Consider the following 18,937-nt stretch of genomic DNA (forward strand, 5'->3'; position numbering starts at 1 on the left):
CGCCTCAGAGATCCCCGAGCGCCCGGTAGGCGGGGGCGAGCGGGCGGGCCAGCCCGGCGGGCGGCGGGAAGACGCGCAAAAGCAGGTCGGGGGCGGCGGCCGTGGGACGGCGCTCCGGCCGGTGCGCCGTCGCGCCCGGCGCGTAGAAGTCGGCCAGCCGGTCGGCGAACGGCACGTCCGCCACCTCGAGGCCCGGCGCGTCCTCCGCCAGCGAGCCGAGCAGCTGCTCGCGGGTGCGCCCGCGCCAGGCCAGCACCAGGAACGGGTCGTCGTCGAACGACTCGGCCAGCAGGTAGAGCACCGCCGACAGGTGCTTGCACGGGAACCCCCAGTCGGGGCACGAGCAGTCCATGTCGAGCTCGCGCGGGAACAGGTCGATCCCCAGCGCGGCGAACACCTCCTCGATCTCCGGGGGCATCTCGCCGGCCAGCAGCTTGGCCCGGTGCACGGCCTGCTCGGCGATCGACTCCTCGACCGCGGCCCAGCGGCGCTCGCCGTACGCCTCGATCCTGATCACGACCTCGTACGGGTCGTGCCGCGAGCCCTGGACGGCCGCCGTGACCTCGCCGGGGGACAGCTCGATGGACAGCACCTGGCCCTGGCGGGCGTACGCGCGGCCACGGGAGAGACGGCCCTTGTCGCAGACGCGCTCCAGGATGTCGATGAAGCGCCGCGACCACCAGGTCGAGCCGATGCTGCCGCGCTGCGTGCGGGCCTTGATGCCGCCCTCGACCCTGATCGGCCTCCCCGCCTCGAACCAGGCCATCAGCCCACCCCCTCGGCCGTCAGCTGGAACACCTCGCGCAGCTCCTCGGTCGACAGGTCCGTCAGCCAGTCCTCGCCGGTGCCGACCACGCGTTCGGCCAGCGCCTTCTTGCGCTCGATCAGCCGGTCGACGCGCTCCTCGAGGGTGCCGGCGCAGATGAGCTTGCGCACCTGCACGTTCTTGCGCTGCCCGATGCGGAACGCCCGGTCGGTGGCCTGGTCCTCGACGGCCGGGTTCCACCAGCGGTCGACGTGGACGACGTGGTTGGCGGCCGTCAGGTTGAGCCCGACGCCGGCCGCCTTGAGCGAGAGCACGAACAGCATCGGCTCGTCGTCCTGCTGGAAGCGCTCGACGAGGCGGTCGCGGGTCTTCTTGGGCAGGCCGCCGTGCAGCCAGAGCACGGTGGTGCCGAGCCGTTGGGCGAGGTACGGCTGGAGCATCGTCCCGAATTCCGCATATTGCGTGAAAAGTAGAGCTTTTTCACCTTCTGCGAGGATTTCTTCGGACAATTGCTCCAAGCGGGTGAGTTTGCCGGACCTTCCGGATAGGCGGGAGCCGTCTTTGAGCAGGTGGGCCGGGTGGTTGCAGACCTGCTTGAGCTTGGCCATCGTGGCGAGCACCAGGCCGCGCCGCTCGATGCCCTCGCTGCCGTCGATCTTGTCCAGCATGTCGTCCACGACCGCCTGGTAGAGCGTGGCCTGCTCCGTGGTGAGCGGGCACCACTCCTTGACCTCCAGCTTCTCCGGCAGATCCGAAATAATGGATTTGTCGGTCTTGACGCGCCGGAGGATGAACGGCCCGGTCGCCCGCTTCAGCGCCTGCGCCGCCTGCTCGTCCTGGCGGGCCTCGATCGGCTCCTGGAACCGCGTCCTGAACCGGGAACGCGGCCCCAGCAGCCCCGGGTTCGCGAACTCCATGATCGACCAGAGCTCGGCCAGGTGGTTCTCGACCGGGGTGCCGGTCAGGGCGAGGCGCGTGCCGGTGGGAATCGAGCGCACGGCCCTGGCCTGCAGCGTGCCGCTGTTCTTGATCGCCTGGGCCTCGTCGCACACGACCCTGCGCCACTCGTGCTCCCGCAGGGTCTCCAGGTCGCGCTGGGCGGTGCCGTACGTGGTGATCACCAGGTCGGCCTCCGGGATCCTGGCGGCGTCGCGCCCGCTGCCGTGGTGCACGTACACCCGCAGCCCCGGCGCGAAGCGCGCCGCCTCCCGCTGCCAGTTGCCCACGAGCGACATCGGGCAGACCAGCAGCGTGGGCACGGCGGCGCGCTCGTGGACGAGCAGCGCCAGCGTGGTGATGGTCTTGCCCAGCCCCATGTCGTCGGCCAGCACCCCGCCCAGGCCGAGCCCGGACAGGAAGCTCAGCCAGGCCAGCCCCCGCTCCTGGTACGGCCGGAGCGTGGCGTCCAGGCCCGCCGGCGTCCCGATCGGCACGAGCCGCCGCTCGGCCTGCCCGGACAGCAGGTCGCCCAGCACGCCGTCGGCGTCCACCGCCACCAGCGGCAGCTCGTCGTCGCCCTGGATGACGTGACGCAGGATGTCCTCGGCGCTCGCCTCGCCCGTACGGGCGCCCTCCACGGCCCTCAGCGCGGCCTTCAGCTGCCGGTCGTCGAGCTCCACCCACTGGCCGCGCACCCTGACCAGCGGCACCTTCAGCCTGGCCAGCTCGGCCAGCTCCGCCTCGCTGATCGTCTCGCCGCCCACCGCCAGGTCCACCCGGAAGTCGACCAGCTCCCGCATCCCGAGCCCCTGGCCCGTGGCCGCCGACTGCGCCTTCGTCCTGGTGGTCAGCTTCAACCCCAGCTTCGAGCGGCCGGCCCAGCGCGGCAGCTGCACCCCGAACCCGGCCGCCTGCAACAACGGCGCCGCCTGCCGCAGGAACCCGAACGCGCCGTGCGTGTCCAGGGCCAGCTCGCTCGGCCTGGGGCCGCGCAGGGCCTGATCCAGCTCCGGATAGAGCCTGACGGCGCGGCCCAGCCCGGCCAGCAGCTCCCGCTCGGGCCGGCCCGGCAGCCCGGTCACCGGCTCCCCGTCCCAGACCCGGGCGGCCGGGACGTACAGGCTGGGGTCGTCGGCCGCCTGCAGCGCCAGCTCCACCCGCCACTCGTCGTCGGCGGCGGGCTCCAGCAACCGGAAGCACACCCGCGTCGCCCCCTCGGCCGCCGCGACGCTCCTGTGCCACCTCTCCAGTTCTTGGCGCAGCTCGGGCACGTCGGGACACGCGTTCGCGTCACCGGTCAGGGCGGCCAGCCACCGCTCGTGGGGGGTCCTCGCCCGTGCGACCAGCGGCTCGGTGAGCGCCTGCCGGACGAGCGCGTCGGTGAACGCCTCCAGCGCCTCCTGGAGGACGCGCGCGGAGGGCCGCTCGGTACGCGAGGTCCGGCACGCGGGCGGCATGGCCAGCGCCAGCTCCCGGAAGTAGGCGGCGTCGGCCCCGGTGACGACCGGCCGCCACACGGCCCGCGCATCGGCGACCGGCACCGCCCACATCGCCATGACGTCCCCGGCCTCGCCCTCCTGGGCGGGGTGCGGGCCGGTGGCGAGCGGCGCACCCGCGACCCCTCCGCCCGAAGCGGCGGTGCGCGGCGCGCCGAGGTGAGAGGGAGTGGTGTGCGGCGCGCCGGGGTCTGAGGCGGCGGTGTGCGGTGCGCCGGGGACGAGGTGGGGGACGACGCGGCCCCGGCGTACCAGGTCGCGGGCGAAGTCGGCGACGGCGGCCCAGTGGCGCATGGTCGCGGTGCTCCCGTGCCCGGCCGGCACCTGCAGCGCCTGCGCGGCGGACGGCACGACGGCGGGGACCCGCCACAGCCGCAGCCGGGGGCGCGCCGTCTCAGGCAGCCGCCCGGTCTCCGGCGAGGGCAGCGGCTCCTTGGCCGAGCCGGGCAGGAGCAGCTCCAAGGTGCGGGACGGCGGCTCGTCGAGGCCCAGCACGGCCGCGATGTCGCCCGCCGGCGCGGCGAACGGGTGCACCTGCCCGTCGCCGGACCGTCGCCGGCCCGCCGGGGACACGGCGTCGGCACTCTCCGCCCAGAAGGCGAGCCCTTCGGCCGACCAGACCCCATGTACCAGCACCCCGGCAGATTACCGCCGCGTCCCGAAGATCGGTCCCGCCCCCGACGGCACCCACCCGCGCGCGGCCGCCCTGGGGCGGGTGCGGCCGGTACCGGGTGCCCGTGGTGGGTGGGAAATCGGGGACGTTTAGGATCATGGCATGCGCTTCTCGGAGGCGGAGGACAGGTGGCGCGAGCGCCTGGGCACCTTGCGTGAGGTCGTCCGGCAGGACCTCGTCACCCGCCAGCTCGCCGAACACCTCCCCGCCACCCGCCGCCACGTCCTCGACGTCGGCGCCGGCCAGGGAACCCAGGCGCTCAGGCTGGCCGCCAGGGGCCATCACGTCACCGCGCTCGACGCCTCCCGCGACCTGCTCCGCCTCCTGGAGGCCGGGATCCAGCCGGGCATGACGGTGCGCACGATCCTGGCCCGGGCCGAGCGGCTGGGGGAGCTGTTCGAGCCGGGCAGGTTCGACGTCGTGCTCTGCCACGGCGTGCTGATGTACGCCGACGACCCCGGCCCGCTCCTCACCGACCTCGCCCGGCTGCTGGCCCCCGGTGGCGTCCTGTCCCTGCTCGTGCGCAACGGCGACGCCCTGGCCATGCGGCCCGGCCTCATGGGCGCCTGGGGGGAGGCGGTGCGGGCGTTCGACGACACCCGCTACGTCAACCGGCTGGGCGTCAGCGCCAGGGCCGACCGGCGGGACGAGCTGACGCGGCGGCTCGCCGTACACGGGCTGGAGGTCCGGCAGTGGTACGGCGTGCGCGTGTTCTGCGACGCCGTGCCCGACGACGCGCCCATTCCCGGCGACCTCGGCGCGCTGCTGGCGGCGGAGGAGCGGGCGGGCAGGACCGACCCCTACCGAGGGGTGGCCGCGCTCACCCACCTGATCTGCGACAGGGCTGAGGACAAGGCGAACCTTATATAAGCGGCACCTGAAGGATTAGAATGGGCGGTATGAACCGTCCAGAACCGTGGTGCGAGCGGCCCAAGCCGCAGGCTCCCTCCTGCGAGCTCCCCTCGCCGTGGAGCAAGCCGAAGCAGCCGGACGACTGGTGCGAGGTGCAGAAGGACCCCGCCGTGTCCGCCCTCGGACTGCTGCTCAAGGTCGCCAGGCGGAGCGCGCGGCGATAGAAGGCCGGTTGTCTGGGTAGGCGCCATCCTCAGCGGAGGAGGCGAACGTCGTGAACGATACCCACAAGCTGGTCACCGACCTCTCCGAGCAGGTTTCCAGGCTCGTGAGGGACGAGTTGCGCCTGGCCAAGATGGAGCTGACGGCGAAGGGCAAACGCGCCGGATTCGGCGCTGGCCTGTTCGGGGCGGCGGGGATGGCCGCGTTCTTCGGCGGCGCGGCACTCGTGACGACCGTCATCCTGGCCATCGCCCTGGTTCTGCCCGCGTGGGCGGCCGCCCTGATCGTGGCGGGAGGGCTGTTCCTCATCGCCGCGCTCCTCGGCCTGACCGGCAGGAGCCAGGTCAAGCGGGTCGGTCCGCCGATGCCGGCGGAGACCCTCGCGAGCGTCAGGGCCGACATCGACATGGTCAAGGAGAGTGCACGGCGATGAGCGAGACCGACCCGGGACACATCGAGCAGCACGCGGGCGACATCGGCGCCCGCCGGGCCACTGTGGGCCTGCCGACCGATCACGAGTCCATCAACGTCCCTCCCACCAGGCCCGGCGCGGCGGAGAACGCCCGTCGCGCGGCCGAGGCCCGCGAGGGGCACGAAACCTTCATCCCTGAGCCGCCCGTCCCCGACGAGCGCGCCGAGGCCGCCGCGCACCAGCAGGGCGAGGAGCGGTCGGTGCCCGGGCAGGGCGGCAGGACCCATCACGGGTCCTCGCCCGCGCGGAGCGGGACGGCACACCACGAGTCGGCGCCCGTGGGGGACGGGGCGCGCTACCGGTCGCCGTACACCGAGCCGGGGGTGCGCTACCAGAGCGCCCGCGAGCTCCGCATGGAGATCGAGGAGACCAGGAGAGAGCTGGCCGACACCGTGAGCGCGCTCGCCGCCAAGGCCGACGTGAAGGCCAGGGCTGGGCAGGCGGCGGGGGCCGCCAAGGATCGCGCGCTGGGCATGGTCGGCTCCTTCAGGGGGAAGACGTCGCAGATCAAGGGGCAGGTCGCGGGCAAGGTCCGCGAGGGCGGGAGCGGCGCGCCGAGCGGGCGGCCGAAGATGCCCATGCTGCTCATGGCGGCGGGCGGCGCCGCGGCCGCCGTCGGACTCGGCGGCCTGATGCGTGATCGCCGCCGCATGTGCCGCTGACCGCCCGCGGTACCGCCGGCGCCGGGCGTTCGCTCCGTTACGGCCGAGCCGCCACGCTGATGGGCGGGGCGGGCCGATAGCCTGCCGGAGTGATGCGTCGAACGGCCGCCGCCGCCCTGCTGGTCCTGCTCGCCGCCGGCTGCGGTGGCGGCTCGGCGGTGAGCGACCTCGGCGCGGTGGTCAAGGGCGCCAAGGGGGCGACCGTGCAGGTCGAGGTGCGGCCCGGTCAGCGCTTCTCGCTGGCCGTCGCCGACAACTCGTCCGTGGGCGACCAGTGGGACCTGACCGCCGTGCCCGACCCGAAGGTGGCCTCGTTCATCAGCGAGGAGCACGAGGGCGAGGGCGACGGGGTGGGGGCCGGCGGCACGACGTACTTCGTGTTCAACGGGAAGAAGGCCGGGACGACCGAGATCAGGCTGCGTGACTGCTGGCGGTGCGGCCAGGCCACGACGCCGCCTGACGAGCGCAGCAGGCAGCAGTCCGGCGAGGCGATCTTCGCGGTGACGGTCAAGCCGGCGCCTCCCACGATGGTCCCCTGAGCCCGGTCAGGGCAGGACCGCACGGCACAGCACCGTGAGCGTGGTCTCCATGATCACCGCCGGGTCCTCGACCGCCTCCGCCGACGGGTCCGCCGATGGGTGCGCTGACGGACCCGCCGATGAGTCCGTCGCCGGCCCCGCGGCGGCGGCGAGCCGGCGCATCCCCTCGCCCAGGACGCTCCACCCCAGCTGCGCCACCAGGCCGGGGTGCGGCTCCCCGGCGTCGGCCAGGACGGCGCGGAGCGGGGCGATCAGCGTCTGGTGCAGCTCGTCCAGCCGGTCCCTGCACTCAGGGGGCAGCTCGACCGCCGACAGGGCGCGCAGCAGGGCGTAGTCGGGGTGCGTCGCGAACGACAGCGTCACCTCGCCGTACGCCCGCACCCGCTCCCGCGCCCCGCCGCCCCGCGCGGTGGCGCTCTCCAGCCGGCCGGCCCAGCGCGGGATCGCGTCCTCGACGAGCTGGGCCAGGATGTCGGCGGTCGAGGAGAAGTAGCGGTAGACGCTGGAGCGGGCCAGCCCGACGCGTGCCCCGACGGCCGCCGGGGTGAGCCCGGCCGCGCCCTCGGCGGCCAGGATCTCCATCGCCGCCGCCAGCAGGGCGGCGTGCTGGCTGGCCCGGTGGTCGGCCACCGTGGCCGCGCTGATCCTCGGCACTCACTCCTCCTCGCGTCGCCTTCCCCCAGTATCGGGCAGCAGCAGCGTCGCGCCGACGCCGCCGAGCAGCACGATCCCCGCGACGATGGTGACCCGGCCGGTGGCCTCGGCCGAGGCGGCGACCGCCGCGGCGTGCCGCGCGGGGTCCCTGATGCCCGCGACGGCCGCGCCCGCGCTCTCGCGTACGGCGGCGCGCAACTGGGGCGAGCCGGGCAGGTGGTCGGCCATGGCCTGGTCCAGCCCGGTCACCAGGACGGCGCCGAGCACCGCGATGCCGATGGCCGCGCCGAGCTGGCGGACCGTGCTCTGCAGCCCCGAGGCCACCCCGGACTGGCGGGCCGGTACGTCGGCCAGCATGACGTTCGGCAGCTGGGCCGAGGCGAACCCGATGCCGATCCCGTACACGACGAGCCAGGGCACCAGCGTCCACGGGCCGAGCGAGGGCGAGACGGCCAGGCCGATCGCGATGGCGCCGGCGGCTTCGAGGGCGAGCCCCACGCGGACGATGACCCGTGGCGCCAGCGGCAGCTTCGGCACGAGGCCGCCCGCCAGGAACGTGCCGCCGGCCAGCGAGGCGATGATCAGCCCGGTCTGGAACGCGCTGAACCCGATGGCCGACTGCAGGAAGAGTGGCAGCACGAGGATCATGCCGAACTCGCCCAGCGAGATGATCATCGCGGCCGCGCCGCCGTAACGGAAGGACGGGATGGCGAGCAGCGAGAAGTCCAGGACCACCGGGCGTCCGGCCCGCGCCCTGGCCCGCTCGACCAGCACGAACGCGGTCAGCGCCAGCACCGCCAGCAGGAACGCGAGCAGGATCGGGCCGCCCCAGCCGTACCGCTGGCCCTCGATCAGCCCGAACACCAGCGACGTCGTGCCGAGCACCGACAGCAGCCCGCCCGGCACGTCCATGCCGCCCGCGCGCGGGTCGCGCGACTCGGGCACCTTGAGGGTGCCGAGCAGGACCAGCAGGCCGATCGGGAGGTTCACCCAGAACGCCCAGCGCCACCCGAAGTCGGTCACCAGCCAGCCGCCGAGCAGCGGGCCGAGCGCGGCCATGCCGCCGATGATCGACCCCCAGACGGCGAACGCGACGGTCCTGCGCGGGCCGGTGTAGAGGGCGTTGATGATGGCGAGGGTCATCGGCACCACCATGGAGGCGCCGACGCCCTGGACGACCCGCGCGCCGATCAGCAGCGTGCCGCTGCCCGCCGCGGCCGCCAGCATGCTGGCGGCCAGGAACACGACCAGCCCGATCGCGAACATCCGCCGCCTGCCGTGCGTGTCACCGGTGCGGCCGAGCGGGATGAGCAGGGCCGCGAACGCCAGCGAGTAGATCGAGTTCACCCACTCGACGTCCGTGGCCGTCAGGCCGAGATCGGCCATGATCGCGGGCACGGCCACGTTCACGATGGTCGCGTCGATGATGATCATCGACATCCCGACCCCGAGCACGAAGAGGGGGAGCCAGCTCTGCTGCCGCGCCCCGGTTAGCAACGTCATGTCGCTAAGATAGCAACATCGTGTCGCGAAGCAACGGGTTACTGTGGGGATCATGGACTTCATCCGGGTGCGCGCGTCCGCCGACGGCGCGGAGACGATCTCCTACTGGACCGGCGACGTGTACGGCTGGCAGGACGACGGCGGGCCGCACCACCTGTTCGGGTTCGAGGGCTTCAACGTGGCCAGGGCGGTCGGGGCCGACGGCGACCGGCGGCTGCTGACCAGGGAGGCCGCTCTCTACCTCGACCCCGCGACGAGGCAGGTGCTCGACACCTGGGACAACCCGTTCACGGGCCGGGCCGTCGAGGTGCGGCACGTCTTCAACGACCCGGTCAACCAGCGGCTCGGCGCCTATCCCGTGCCCGCGACCCGCCTGGGCGACCAGGTGGTCTTCAACGTCGACGTGCGCCTGGCCTACCCCTCGCCGCTGAAGGTCGCCGACTATCCCGACAACTCGGCGAGCGACACCTACCGGGCGCTGGAGCTGTTCCAGTTCTTCGTCTCGGCCGCCGACCTCGACTCCGGGAGGCCGGACGTGCCGTGCGCGTTCTCCTGGTGCCGCGTGTCGCCGTGGCTGCCGTGGATGGCGATGGGGCAGCGCGGCGGCGGGCTGGTCTACCACTGCCGGGGCGCCAAGGTGGCCGAGGTGCCCGAGCGGCTGCGCGCGGAGGTGGCCGGGCGGGCCGGCGAGCGGTTCCTGCACGCGCCGGAGGAGTGGTCGGCGCCCAACATGACCAGCTGGACGGCCTTCGCCGAACAGGCGGGACGGCCGCGCTGACCGGGCGGAGGGGCCGGTCAGCGCGGCGCTGACCGGGCGGGCGGGCCGGCCGGCCTCGCGAAGTGGGTGGGGCGCGGGTGGGGCGGCCTCGCGGATAGGGTCGGCAGGTGAGCACTGACCTGTTCTGCGAGATCATCGCAGGTGAGCGACCGGCGACCATGGTGCACTCCGACGAGGTGGCGGTCTCGTTCCTCGACAGCCGGCCGGTCTTCAAGGGGCACGTGCTGGTGGTGCCCCGGGTCCACGTGGAGACGCTGGCCGACCTGGCCGGCGTGGGGCCGTTCTTCGAGCGGGTGCAGGCCATGGCGAGGGCCGTCGAGCAGGGGCTGGAGGCGGGCGGCACGTTCGTGGCCATGAACAACCGCGTCAGCCAGAGCGTCCCCCACCTGCACGTGCACGTCGTGCCGCGCAGGAAGAAGGACGGGCTGCGCGGCTTCTTCTGGCCGCGCACGACGTACGCCTCCGCCGAGGAGGCCACGTCGTACGCGGACCTCATCGCGAAGGCCCTCTGAGCGGGCGCCTGGGTTAAGCTCCCCGGCGTGGAGTACGTCGTGGGCGTGGCCGTGGTCGCGGCGCTCGTCAGCGTGCCCGCGATCCTGCTCTGGCGGGTCCTGCGGGGCCGCCGCGAGCTGGGCACCAGCCCGGCGGAGCGGGCCACGTTCGAGACCCTGCACACCGCCTCGCTGGCCGGGCCGCCGCTGCGGGCCGGGCTGACCGCCGACGGCGCCGAGCGCGCCTCGCGGCACCTGCGCGCGCTGCTCGGCTCCGCCGCGCTGGCGATCACCGACGGCGAGCGGCTCCTGGTGTACGACGGCGCCGGCGACCACCACGCGGGCCAGGCGTTCGAGCACGCGGCGGCCACCTTGCAGGACGGCCGTACCCAGGTGCTCACCATCGGCTGTGACCTGCTCGAATGCCCCATCCGCCACGCCGTCGTCGTGCCGCTCACCACCGACGACCGCGTGGTCGGCGCCCTGGCCGCCTACGGGCAGAACGCCTCGGCGGGCCTGGTGCGGGCCGCGCAGGAGGTGGCCGGCTGGGTCGACTCGCAGCTGGAGCTGGCCGAGCTGGACCGCTCGCGCACGCTGCTCATGGAGGCCGAGGTGCGGGCGCTGCGCGCGCAGATCTCGCCGCACTTCATCTACAACTCGCTCACCACGATCGCCTCGTTCGTCCGCACCGACCCGGAGCGGGCCAGGGAGCTGCTGCTGGAGTTCGCCGACTTCACCCGCTACTCCTTCCGCCGGCACGGCGAGTTCACCACGCTCGCCGAGGAGCTGCGCTCGATCGACCGCTACCTGATCCTGGAGCGGGCCAGGTTCGGCGACCAGCTCCAGGTGACGCTGCGCATCGCGCCGGAGGTGCTGCCGGTCGCGGTGCCGTTCCTGTGCCTGCAGCCGCTCGTCGAGAACGCCGTCAGGCACGGCCTCGAAAGCCGCAACGGCGTCGGCCGCATCACGATCATCGCCGAGGACGGCGGCGCCGAGTGCCGCATCAGCGTCGAGGACGACGGGCTCGGCATGGACCCCGACCGGCTGCGCCGCATCCTCGCAGGTGACATCGCCGCGACGGGCGGCGTCGGGCTGGCCAACGTGGACGAGCGGCTGCGCCAGGTGTACGGCGACGAGTACGGTCTCGTGGTCGAGACCGCCAAGGGAGCCGGCACCAAGGTCAACGTCAGGTTGCCGAAATATCACCCAGGCGTCTCTGCCCGTTGATGTTGATCTTTGTTGTCTGTTTTATCACTGTCTATGGCGCAACTACGGGTCCTCGCGGTCGATGACGAGCTGCCAGCCCTCGAAGACCTGTCGTACCTGCTGCGTGCCGACCCCCGCATCGGCGAGGTGGCCACCGCGAGGGACGGCGCTGCGGCGCTGCGGCTGCTCGACCGGGCCATCGCCGACGGGCGGCCGATCGACGCGGTGTTCCTCGACATCCGGATGCGCGGGCTGGACGGGGTGGTGCTCGGGAGGCTGCTGTCGCAGTTCGCGAACCCGCCCCGGGTCGTGTTCGTGACGGCGTACGAGGAGCACGCCGTCGACGCTTTCGAGATCAAGGCCGAGGACTACCTGCTCAAGCCCGTACGCCCGGAGCGGCTGGCGGAGGCCATCCGGCGGGTCGCGGTCTCCGCCGACGTGCCCGTGGACGGCGGGGAGAGCGACACGATCCCCGTCGAGCTGGGCGGGGTGACGCGGTTCGTGTCCAGCGCCGACGTGATGTACGTCGAGGCGCAGGGCGACTACGCGCGGCTGCACACGGCGGCGGGCAGCCACCTGGTCCGGATCCCGCTGGCCACCCTGGAGGAACGGTGGTCCTCGGCCGGCTTCGTCCGCGTGCACCGCAGCCACCTGGTCGCGGTCAAGCACATCGAGGAGCTGCACATCGACTCGGGCAAGTGCACGGTGCGCGTCGGCGACACCGAGCTGCCGGTCAGCCGCCGCCACACCCGCGAACTGCGCGACCTGCTGGTACGCCGCGCCAGGAAGGCGAGGACCCTATGAGCCCCGAGCCGCGCCCAGGGCGCAGGGTGGCCGTGACGAGCCCGCGCACGGCCGCCGCCCGCCGCCCCCGCTACCCCGCCACCCGGGAGATCGACGAGCAGACCCGGCTCGGCGAGGTCTACATGCGCTCGTTCCTGCGCACCCAGTTCAGGCTGGCGCTGTTCGTCTGCTCGGTGCTGGCGTGCGTGGTCGGCGGGCTGCCGCTGCTGTTCCTGCTCATCCCGAAGCTGCGCTCGGTGGACCTGCTCGGCGTGCCGCTGCCGTGGGCGGTGCTCGGCGGGCTCATCTACCCCGCGTTCGTCTTCGGCGCCTGGCTGTACGTACGGCAGGCCGAGCGCAACGAGCGCCACTTCGCCGAGCTGGTCGAGCGCCGGTGAGCCTGACCGCGGTGCTGGTCGTGATGGTGGCGACCGTGCTCATCGGGGCGTTCGGGATCAGGTTCTCCCGCACCACCTCCGACTTCTACGTCGCCTCCCGCACGGTCAGCCCGCTCTGGAACGCCTCGGCCATCGGCGGCGAGTACCTGTCGGCGGCCTCGTTCCTGGGCATCGCGGGGCTGATCCTGTCGTTCGGCGTGGACATGCTCTGGCTGCCCGTCGGCTGGACCGGCGGCTACCTCGTGCTGCTGGTGCTGGTGTCGGCGCCGCTGCGGCGCTCCGGGGCGTACACGCTGCCCGACTTCGCCGAGGCCAGGCTCGAGTCGATGACCGTGCGCCGCACCGCGAGCGTGCTCGTCGTGCTGATCGGCTGGCTCTACCTGATGCCGCAGTTCCAGAGCGCCGGCCTGGTGCTGCGCACGATCACCGGCGCGCCCGTGTGGGTGGGCGGGCTGCTGGTCGCGGTCGTCGTGGCCGTGAACGTGCTGTCCGGCGGCATGCGGTCGATCACGTTCGTGCAGGCGTTCCAGTACTGGATCAAGCTGACGGCGCTGGGCGTGCCGCTGGTGTTCCTGCTGATGGCCTGGCGCGCCGGCGGGACGCCGGGGCTGGGCGCGCTGGACGCGGCCATCTGGCAGGAGCCGCTGTCGGGCGGCAAGGACTACGCGCTGTACTCGACGTACTCGCTGATCCTGGCCACGTTCCTCGGCACCATGGGGCTCCCGCACGTCCTGGTGCGCTTCTACACCAACCCGGACGGCCGGGCCGCCCGCCGCACGACGCTCGTCGTGCTGTCGCTGCTCGGCGCCTTCTACCTGCTGCCCGCCTGCTACGGCTGGCTCGGCCGGATCTACGCGCCCGACCTGGTGCGCACCGACACCGTGGTGCTGGCGCTGCCCGCGCGGATGGTCGGCGGCACGCTGGGCGACCTGCTGACGGCGCTCGTGACGGCCGGGGCGTTCGCCGCGTTCCTGTCCACCTCGTCCGGGCTGACCGTGTCGGTGGCGGGCGTGATCGCGCAGGACCTGCTCAAGGGCGGGGTGCGCGCGTTCAGGATCGCCACGCTCATGGCGGTGGCGGTGCCGCTGGCCCTGGCGGTGTGGGCGCGGGCGCTGCCGGTGGCGGACGTGGTGGGGCTGGCGTTCGCGGTGGCGGCCTCGTCGTTCTGCCCGCTGCTCGTGCTCGGCATCTGGTGGCGCCGCCTGTCGAGCACGGGCGCGCTGGCCGGGCTGCTGGTCGGCGGCGGGCTGGCGTGCGCGGCGGTGCTCGTCACGATCACCTCGGGCCCGCACGACGGGGCCGCCGGGGCCCTGCTCGCCCAGCCGGCGGCGTGGACCGTGCCGATCGCGTTCGCCGTGATGGTGTCGGTGTCGTTCCTGACGCCGCACCGGGTGCCGCCGGGGGTCGCCAGGACCATGGTGCGGCTGCACGCCCCGGAGAACCTCGACCTCGACCGCGGCGACTGGCGCCCCCGCGACTGAGCCGGCCTGAACCGCGCTTCAGGGCAGGTACGCCTCCTTGATCCGGGCCCGCTGGAAGGCGTGATCCCGGTCGCAGTCATGGCAGTAGCCGCTCACCGTGTCGCGGGCCAGCTCGACGTCCTCCATGTAGTGCTCGCGCCGCTGCCAGACCACGACGATCGCCTGCCCGGTGACGGCCGCCACGGCGAGGGCCTCGCCGGGCGTGCCGGGCTCGGCACCGGTCAGGAACGCGTCGAGGGCCCGCGCGGGCTCCACGGGCAGGCGGCGGCGCTGCGGCGTCTCGGCCTTGACGGTGCCGTCCTCGGCGAGGGCGACCGGGGCGTGACCGGCCTGCCGCAGCAGCCGGAGCGTCTCGTCGGGCGGCAGCGCGCTGAGCGCGACCGTGGGCGCGACCTGCCGCAGCGCCAGCTTGCGCAGGGCCCTGGTACCGCACAGCTCGGTGATGAGTGCCGGGTCGTCCGCGGTGAGCACGGCGGCGGCGGTGGTGACGCGGACGGCGCCGTGCCGGCGGGCGACGTCGGTGACGAGGTAGCGCAGCGGCTGTGGCACGGCCTTGGCCGAGACGCCGGCCAGGGCGGCGAGCAGGCTCTCGGCCGCCGTCCCCGCGTCCAGCGCCCGGCGCACGCTCGTCTCCGAGAAGCGCCACACACTGGCCCGGTCGCGCGACTCCAGGTCGGCGCAGCCGTTCAGCAGGACAGCCAGCTCGGGCGCGGGCACCCCCGACACGATCGCGGTCAGGTCGTTCTGCAGCGTGACCGTGCCGGACGGGGTGGGGAAGCGCGCGTCCACGTCGGCGCCGTCGAGGTAGGCGCGCCCCAACCCGGTCAGCGCGCCGTCCAGGACCAGGCCGAGCAGCTCGGCCTCGCGCAGGGCGGCGGCCACGAAGCCGGTGGCGGCGTGCGCGAACTCCCGGGTCGCCCTGGTGCGCCAGTCCACCGCCGGGCGCAGCCCTTCAGGGGTCGACGCCCGCCCCGGAGGCAGCGTCGCGAGCACCCGGAGCGTGGCCTGCCGGATGTCGCCCGCGCCGCACTCGAACGGGTACGGCGGCGCTTGCGGCGTCATGTGCTCCGGGCAGCAACCCGTCACCCTGAACGTGGGCGCCTGCGGCAGGGCCAGCCAGGACTCCACCAGCGCCCGCCACCGGCCCGCCGGAGGCTTGGCCAGCCAGTCGTCGGCCAGGGTGGTGCTGACCAGCCGCTCGCCGAGCTCCGAGGCGATCAGGTCGGCGCCGAGGGCCACGTCGAGCCAGAACGCGGCCGCCTGCTCGGTCACGCCGAGGGCCTTGGCGGTGCGTTTGAGCTCACGGGCGCCGACGCCGCCCGCCTTGAGCTCGGAGATGGGCTGCGCGCCGGCCAGCTCGATCAGCGCCTCTGCCCGGTCCGCGGCGGCCGTCGCCGCAAGCATCCCATCCGCCACTGCACCGCCCCCGGCCGCCTCGTGGGCGTCACCAGGCATGGCGGTGGCGGTGTCGATGAGCGGTACGTCGGGCTGGCCCGTCAGCTCCGGCTTCCAGCCCTCGCCGCGCAGCGCCAGCGCGACCTCCCTGGGCAGCTCGTACACCCATCCGTCCCGCACCACGAACCCGGCCTCGGCCAGCCGCTCGATCGGATGGTCCGCATCGCCGGCGCCGTACCAGACGACGTGCTCGAAGACCGGCTCCCCGCCCGCCATCGACTCCAGCAGAGCCGCCGCCCGGCGCGGCAGCCTGGCGACCCGCGCGCGCACGGCGGCCCCGTCGCACAGGAGCTCCACCGCCTGCGTGAGCACCTCCGCCCTACGGCCCCTGGGTTTGCCGCCCAGCCCTCTCACGAGGGTCTTCAGTTCTTCGCCCGTCAGGTCGGCGAGCGGCCGGCCCAGCCCGAACGGGTGCGCCCACAGGCCGTCGGGGTGCGGCGATGTCACCGTGCTCTCGTCGCCGTCGCCGTCGAGTGTGACCAGCCCCCACGCGGTCAGGGTGGCGAGCGTCTCGCCGAGCCGCCCGCCGGGGTCGTGCAGCAGCTCGGCCAGCGCCGCGCGGCTCGCCGTGCCGCCGAGAAGCTGCAGCGCCTGGCTGACGGCGTGGCAGTCGGCGTCGAGGCCCAGCAGCACGGGCACCGCGAACTCGGGCGCGGCCGGCAGGCGCTCGACGAGGTCAGGCGGAGCGGCCGCCGGCTCGAGCCCGTGCTCGCGGAGGAGGCGGTCGAGGGTGGGAGAGAAAGCCACCATCCGACCCTAACGGCGGCGACGTCGCGCATGTGCCGGAAGGCCGCCGGGCGCGTGGAGGGGGAAGCGTGGCGCGGTCAGCGGGGCGGGAGCTCGCCGGAGCCGCGGGCGATCAGCTCCACCGGGACCCGCACGCGGCGCGGCCCGGGCGCCGGGTTCAGGAGCAGGTCCACCGCGCCGCGGGCCAGGCGGGTCACGTCGTAGCGCACCACCGTCACCCCCGGGCTGAACACGTCCGCCAGCGCGAAGTCGTCGAACCCCACGTACGCCGGCCGCTCGGGCCGCTCGCGCAGCGCCTGCAGGATCCCGATCGCCGCGCGGTTGTTGGTGGCGAAGAAGGCCGTAGGCGGGTCGGGCAGGTCCAGGAGCCGGCCCACCTCGTACGCGACCCGCCACGGATCGAACACGCCGCGCACCACCATCGCCTCGTCGGCCGCCACCCCGGCCGCGCGCAGGGCGGCGCGGTAGCCGGCCGCGCGGTCGCGCACCGAGCTGACCGCGCCGTCGTCCGAGATCAGGGCGATCCGGCGGTGCCCGTGGGCCAGCAGGTGCTCGGTCGCGGCCCGCCCGCCCCACACGTCGTCGAGCAGCACCACGTCCGCCGAGTCCAGCCCGGGCGGCACGCGGTCCACGAAGACCGCGGTGAGCGAGGCGTGCTCGGCCAGCCAGGCGTGGTCGGCCGCCGACGGGACGACGATGAGGGAGTCGACGCCCCTGGCGTACATGGACTCGATGAGCATGCGCTCCTTGTCGGCGCTCTCCTCGTACGAGCCGAACACCACCAGCGCCTCGTGCCCGGCAGCCGCGGACTCGACGGCGGCGGCGAGGCGGGAGTAGAACTCGTTGGAGATGTTCTCCATCACCAGCCCGAGCGTCAGCATGGCGGCGCCCCTGGCCAGGCGGGCGGCGGCCTCGTTGCGGCGGTAGCCGAGCGCGCTGATCGCCGCCTGCACCCGCTCCTGCAGCGGGGCGCGGACGTGCGGCTCCTGGTTGACGACCCGGGAGACCGTCTTGAGGCTCACGCCCGCGTATTTCGCCACGTCGGCCATGGTGGGCTTGCGCACGCTCCTGGAGGCGGCCCGGTCGTCCAGATCCCGCGCTGTCATACTCTGCCCCCATGGATGACGAATGGATCTGTGGCCGGTTGGGCGAGGACGAGTCGTGGGCGCTGGGCGCGGTCAACCCGCCGGTGTTCGAGAACTCGGTGTTCACCTTCGCGAGCGCGGAGGAGCTCGGCGAGGCGATCAGGAACGAGGACGAGCGCTACGTCTACTGGCGGGGCACCAACCCGACGGTCGACCTCGCCCAGCGTAAGCTCGCCGCGCTGGAGAGGGGAGAGCGGGCCAAGTGTTTCGGCTCCGGGATGGGTGCCATCTCGGCGACGATCTCGTCGCTCGTGTCGGCCGGCGACCACGTGCTGGTGCTGGGCGCGGTCTACGGGCCCACCACGCAGTTCCTGCGCTACCTGGAGAAGTTCGGCGTCACGCATACGCACGTCGGCGACCTCGCGGAATGTGACAGCGCAATCAGGGCGAGCACCCGCCTACTCTACTTCGAGTCGCCCTCCTACATGGCCTACGCCGTGGTCGACATCGCGGAGGTGACCGGGTGGGCGCGCGAGCGCGGGCTGGTGACGGTCATGGACAACACCTGGTCCACGCCGCTGTTCCAGAAGCCGCTCACCATGGGCGTCGACCTGGTGGTCCACTCGCTGTCGAAGTACATCGGCGGGCACAGCGACCTGGTCGGCGGCGTGGTGGTCGGCCCGTCGAGGCTGATCAGGCCCCTCGCGCTGACCGAGTACCAGCTGTACGGGGCGGCCATGTCGCCGCACGACGCGGCCAAGGTGATCAAGGGGCTGCGCACGCTGCCGGTACGGATGGCGGCCCACCAGGAGCGGGGGCTGGCGGTGGCGGAATTCCTGGCCGGCCATCCGGCGGTGCGGGCGGTCAACCACCCGGGGCTGCCGTCTCATCCGGGGCACGCGGTCGCGCTGCGGCAGATGTCCGGGTTCTCCAGCCTGTTCAGCCTCGTGCTCGACACGGAATCACGCGAAGAGGTCGGTGCTTTTCTCGATAAATTGAGGCATTTCAGGATTGGTGTTTCTTGGGGGGGTTTCGAGAGTCTGGTGAACGCGCCCGCCCTGTCCACCGAAGAGAGCGTACGGGCCACCATGGGCATCCCCGTCGGCCTCGTCCGCCTGTCGGTCGGGCTGGAGCCGGCGGACACCTTGATCAAGGATCTCGGCGCGGCGCTGGAGGGGTCGCTCACCTGACGTTTCTGACAGCGCTGTCGCTGCGACGTCCGGCCTGCAGACGGCGATTATCCGGACCGTTCGTCGCGCTGAACGTACCTTTCACCGCAGACCATCCCTAATTCATCGCCGTACCTCTGCGACTCGCCGAACAACCCCATCACGGGCCTCCACGGCAGATAGGTTGCGCTCTTACGTTGGGCGTGATCCGCATCACAGTGGAGGTCTCGTGACGACACAAGAACATGACGCGTCGGTCTATGAACAAGTGCAGGAGAGCAGTGAATTCCAGGACCTGAAACGGCGATTCCGCGCCTGGACGTTCCCCATGACCGTGGCGTTCCTCGTGTGGTACCTGCTCTACGTGGTGCTGTCCGGATGGGCGCGCGGCTTCATGGGCATCAAGATCGTCGGTGAGATCAACGTCGGTCTCGTCTTCGGCCTGCTGCAGTTCGTCTCCACGTTCCTCATCGCGTGGGCGTACTCCAGGCACGCCGAGAGGAAGCTCGACCCGATCGCCGACAAGCTCCGTCACGAGGTTGAGGAGAAGTCCAAGTGAGCTCCAC

The 18,937-nt window shown here is 73.1% G+C and carries 19 protein-coding genes; 13 read left to right on the top strand and 6 right to left on the bottom strand.

Features of this window, described 5'->3' with window-relative positions; translation table 11 throughout:
- Positions 1-4: 4 nt before the first annotated feature.
- Both FH608_RS47395 and FH608_RS47400 read right to left on the bottom strand, forming a co-directional pair.
- Positions 5-766, bottom strand: coding sequence for an SWIM zinc finger family protein (locus FH608_RS47395; RefSeq protein WP_139637780.1), 762 nt, complete (start codon positions 764-766; stop codon positions 5-7).
- Entirely contained in the window at positions 766-3,837 is a 3,072-nt protein-coding gene (locus tag FH608_RS47400) for a DEAD/DEAH box helicase (RefSeq protein ID WP_139637781.1), read from the bottom strand. The genes FH608_RS47395 and FH608_RS47400 overlap by 1 nt, the downstream gene beginning before the upstream one ends.
- Before the next feature lie 139 nt (positions 3,838-3,976).
- On the opposite strand from FH608_RS47400, the gene FH608_RS47405 reads away from it, so the two are divergent.
- The 5 genes from FH608_RS47405 (at position 3,977) to FH608_RS47420 (ending at position 6,621) form a co-directional block, all read left to right on the top strand.
- The gene (locus FH608_RS47405) at positions 3,977-4,744 is read left to right on the top strand and encodes a class I SAM-dependent methyltransferase (RefSeq protein ID WP_139637782.1); all 768 of its coding nucleotides are present in this window, start codon (positions 3,977-3,979) and stop codon (positions 4,742-4,744) included.
- A 29-nt stretch (positions 4,745-4,773) separates the two neighbouring features.
- A complete protein-coding gene (locus tag FH608_RS52240; RefSeq protein WP_153264146.1) occupies positions 4,774-4,950 on the top strand; it encodes a hypothetical protein in 177 nt (58 codons plus the stop codon).
- A gap of 50 nt (positions 4,951-5,000) precedes the next feature.
- A complete protein-coding gene (locus FH608_RS47410; protein WP_139637783.1) occupies positions 5,001-5,381 on the top strand; it encodes a phage holin family protein in 381 nt (126 codons plus the stop codon).
- The gene (locus tag FH608_RS47415; protein ID WP_139637784.1) at positions 5,378-6,082 is read left to right on the top strand and encodes a DUF3618 domain-containing protein; all 705 of its coding nucleotides are present in this window, start codon (positions 5,378-5,380) and stop codon (positions 6,080-6,082) included. The genes FH608_RS47410 and FH608_RS47415 overlap by 4 nt, the downstream gene beginning before the upstream one ends.
- A gap of 92 nt (positions 6,083-6,174) precedes the next feature.
- On the top strand, positions 6,175-6,621 hold the full coding sequence (locus FH608_RS47420) for a protease inhibitor I42 family protein (protein ID WP_226900531.1): 447 nt from the start codon (positions 6,175-6,177) through the stop codon (positions 6,619-6,621).
- A gap of 6 nt (positions 6,622-6,627) precedes the next feature.
- Here FH608_RS47420 and FH608_RS47425 read toward each other — a convergent pair whose 3' ends face one another.
- The gene (locus FH608_RS47425; protein WP_139637786.1) at positions 6,628-7,275 is read right to left on the bottom strand and encodes a TetR/AcrR family transcriptional regulator; all 648 of its coding nucleotides are present in this window, start codon (positions 7,273-7,275) and stop codon (positions 6,628-6,630) included.
- The gene (locus tag FH608_RS47430; protein WP_193319039.1) at positions 7,276-8,778 is read right to left on the bottom strand and encodes an MFS transporter; all 1,503 of its coding nucleotides are present in this window, start codon (positions 8,776-8,778) and stop codon (positions 7,276-7,278) included. It abuts the gene before it with no gap.
- 52 nt (positions 8,779-8,830) lie between these two features.
- Here FH608_RS47430 and FH608_RS47435 point away from each other — a divergent pair, with 52 nt between their 5' ends.
- The 6 genes from FH608_RS47435 to FH608_RS47460 all read left to right on the top strand — a co-directional run bounded on the left by FH608_RS47435 (position 8,831) and on the right by FH608_RS47460 (position 13,915).
- Positions 8,831-9,556, top strand: a complete 726-nt coding sequence (locus FH608_RS47435; RefSeq protein WP_139637788.1) for a DUF1838 family protein — start codon at positions 8,831-8,833, stop codon at positions 9,554-9,556.
- A gap of 107 nt (positions 9,557-9,663) precedes the next feature.
- A complete protein-coding gene (locus tag FH608_RS47440) occupies positions 9,664-10,068 on the top strand; it encodes an HIT family protein (RefSeq protein WP_139637789.1) in 405 nt (134 codons plus the stop codon).
- A 27-nt stretch (positions 10,069-10,095) separates the two neighbouring features.
- Positions 10,096-11,274 carry a sensor histidine kinase gene (locus FH608_RS47445; RefSeq protein WP_139637790.1) on the top strand — a complete coding sequence of 393 codons (1,179 nt, stop codon included), beginning with the start codon at positions 10,096-10,098 and terminating at the stop codon, positions 11,272-11,274.
- A 33-nt stretch (positions 11,275-11,307) separates the two neighbouring features.
- Positions 11,308-12,057 carry a LytR/AlgR family response regulator transcription factor gene (locus FH608_RS47450; RefSeq protein ID WP_139637791.1) on the top strand — a complete coding sequence of 250 codons (750 nt, stop codon included), beginning with the start codon at positions 11,308-11,310 and terminating at the stop codon, positions 12,055-12,057.
- The gene (locus FH608_RS47455) at positions 12,054-12,434 is read left to right on the top strand and encodes a hypothetical protein (protein ID WP_139637792.1); all 381 of its coding nucleotides are present in this window, start codon (positions 12,054-12,056) and stop codon (positions 12,432-12,434) included. The genes FH608_RS47450 and FH608_RS47455 overlap by 4 nt, the downstream gene beginning before the upstream one ends.
- The gene (locus FH608_RS47460; protein ID WP_226900525.1) at positions 12,431-13,915 is read left to right on the top strand and encodes a sodium/solute symporter; all 1,485 of its coding nucleotides are present in this window, start codon (positions 12,431-12,433) and stop codon (positions 13,913-13,915) included. Before FH608_RS47455 ends, FH608_RS47460 begins: the two co-directional genes overlap by 4 nt.
- An 18-nt stretch (positions 13,916-13,933) precedes the next feature.
- Here the strand turns inward: FH608_RS47460 and FH608_RS47465 are convergent, their stop codons facing one another.
- Positions 13,934-16,117, bottom strand: a complete 2,184-nt coding sequence (locus FH608_RS47465; RefSeq protein ID WP_139637793.1) for a helicase-associated domain-containing protein — start codon at positions 16,115-16,117, stop codon at positions 13,934-13,936.
- 77 nt (positions 16,118-16,194) lie between these two features.
- Entirely contained in the window at positions 16,195-17,223 is a 1,029-nt protein-coding gene (locus tag FH608_RS47470; RefSeq protein WP_139637794.1) for a LacI family DNA-binding transcriptional regulator, read from the bottom strand.
- Between the two features lie 11 nt (positions 17,224-17,234).
- Here FH608_RS47470 and FH608_RS47475 point away from each other — a divergent pair, with 11 nt between their 5' ends.
- Positions 17,235-18,392: a trans-sulfuration enzyme family protein gene (locus FH608_RS47475; RefSeq protein WP_139637795.1), complete on the top strand. Its 1,158-nt coding sequence runs from the start codon at positions 17,235-17,237 to the stop codon at positions 18,390-18,392.
- A gap of 208 nt (positions 18,393-18,600) precedes the next feature.
- Entirely contained in the window at positions 18,601-18,930 is a 330-nt protein-coding gene (locus FH608_RS47480; RefSeq protein WP_139637796.1) for a DUF485 domain-containing protein, read from the top strand.
- The last annotated feature ends 7 nt before the right edge of the window (positions 18,931-18,937 follow it).

Source organism: Nonomuraea phyllanthi, assembly GCF_006334985.2.
GTDB lineage: Bacteria > Actinomycetota > Actinomycetes > Streptosporangiales > Streptosporangiaceae > Nonomuraea > Nonomuraea phyllanthi.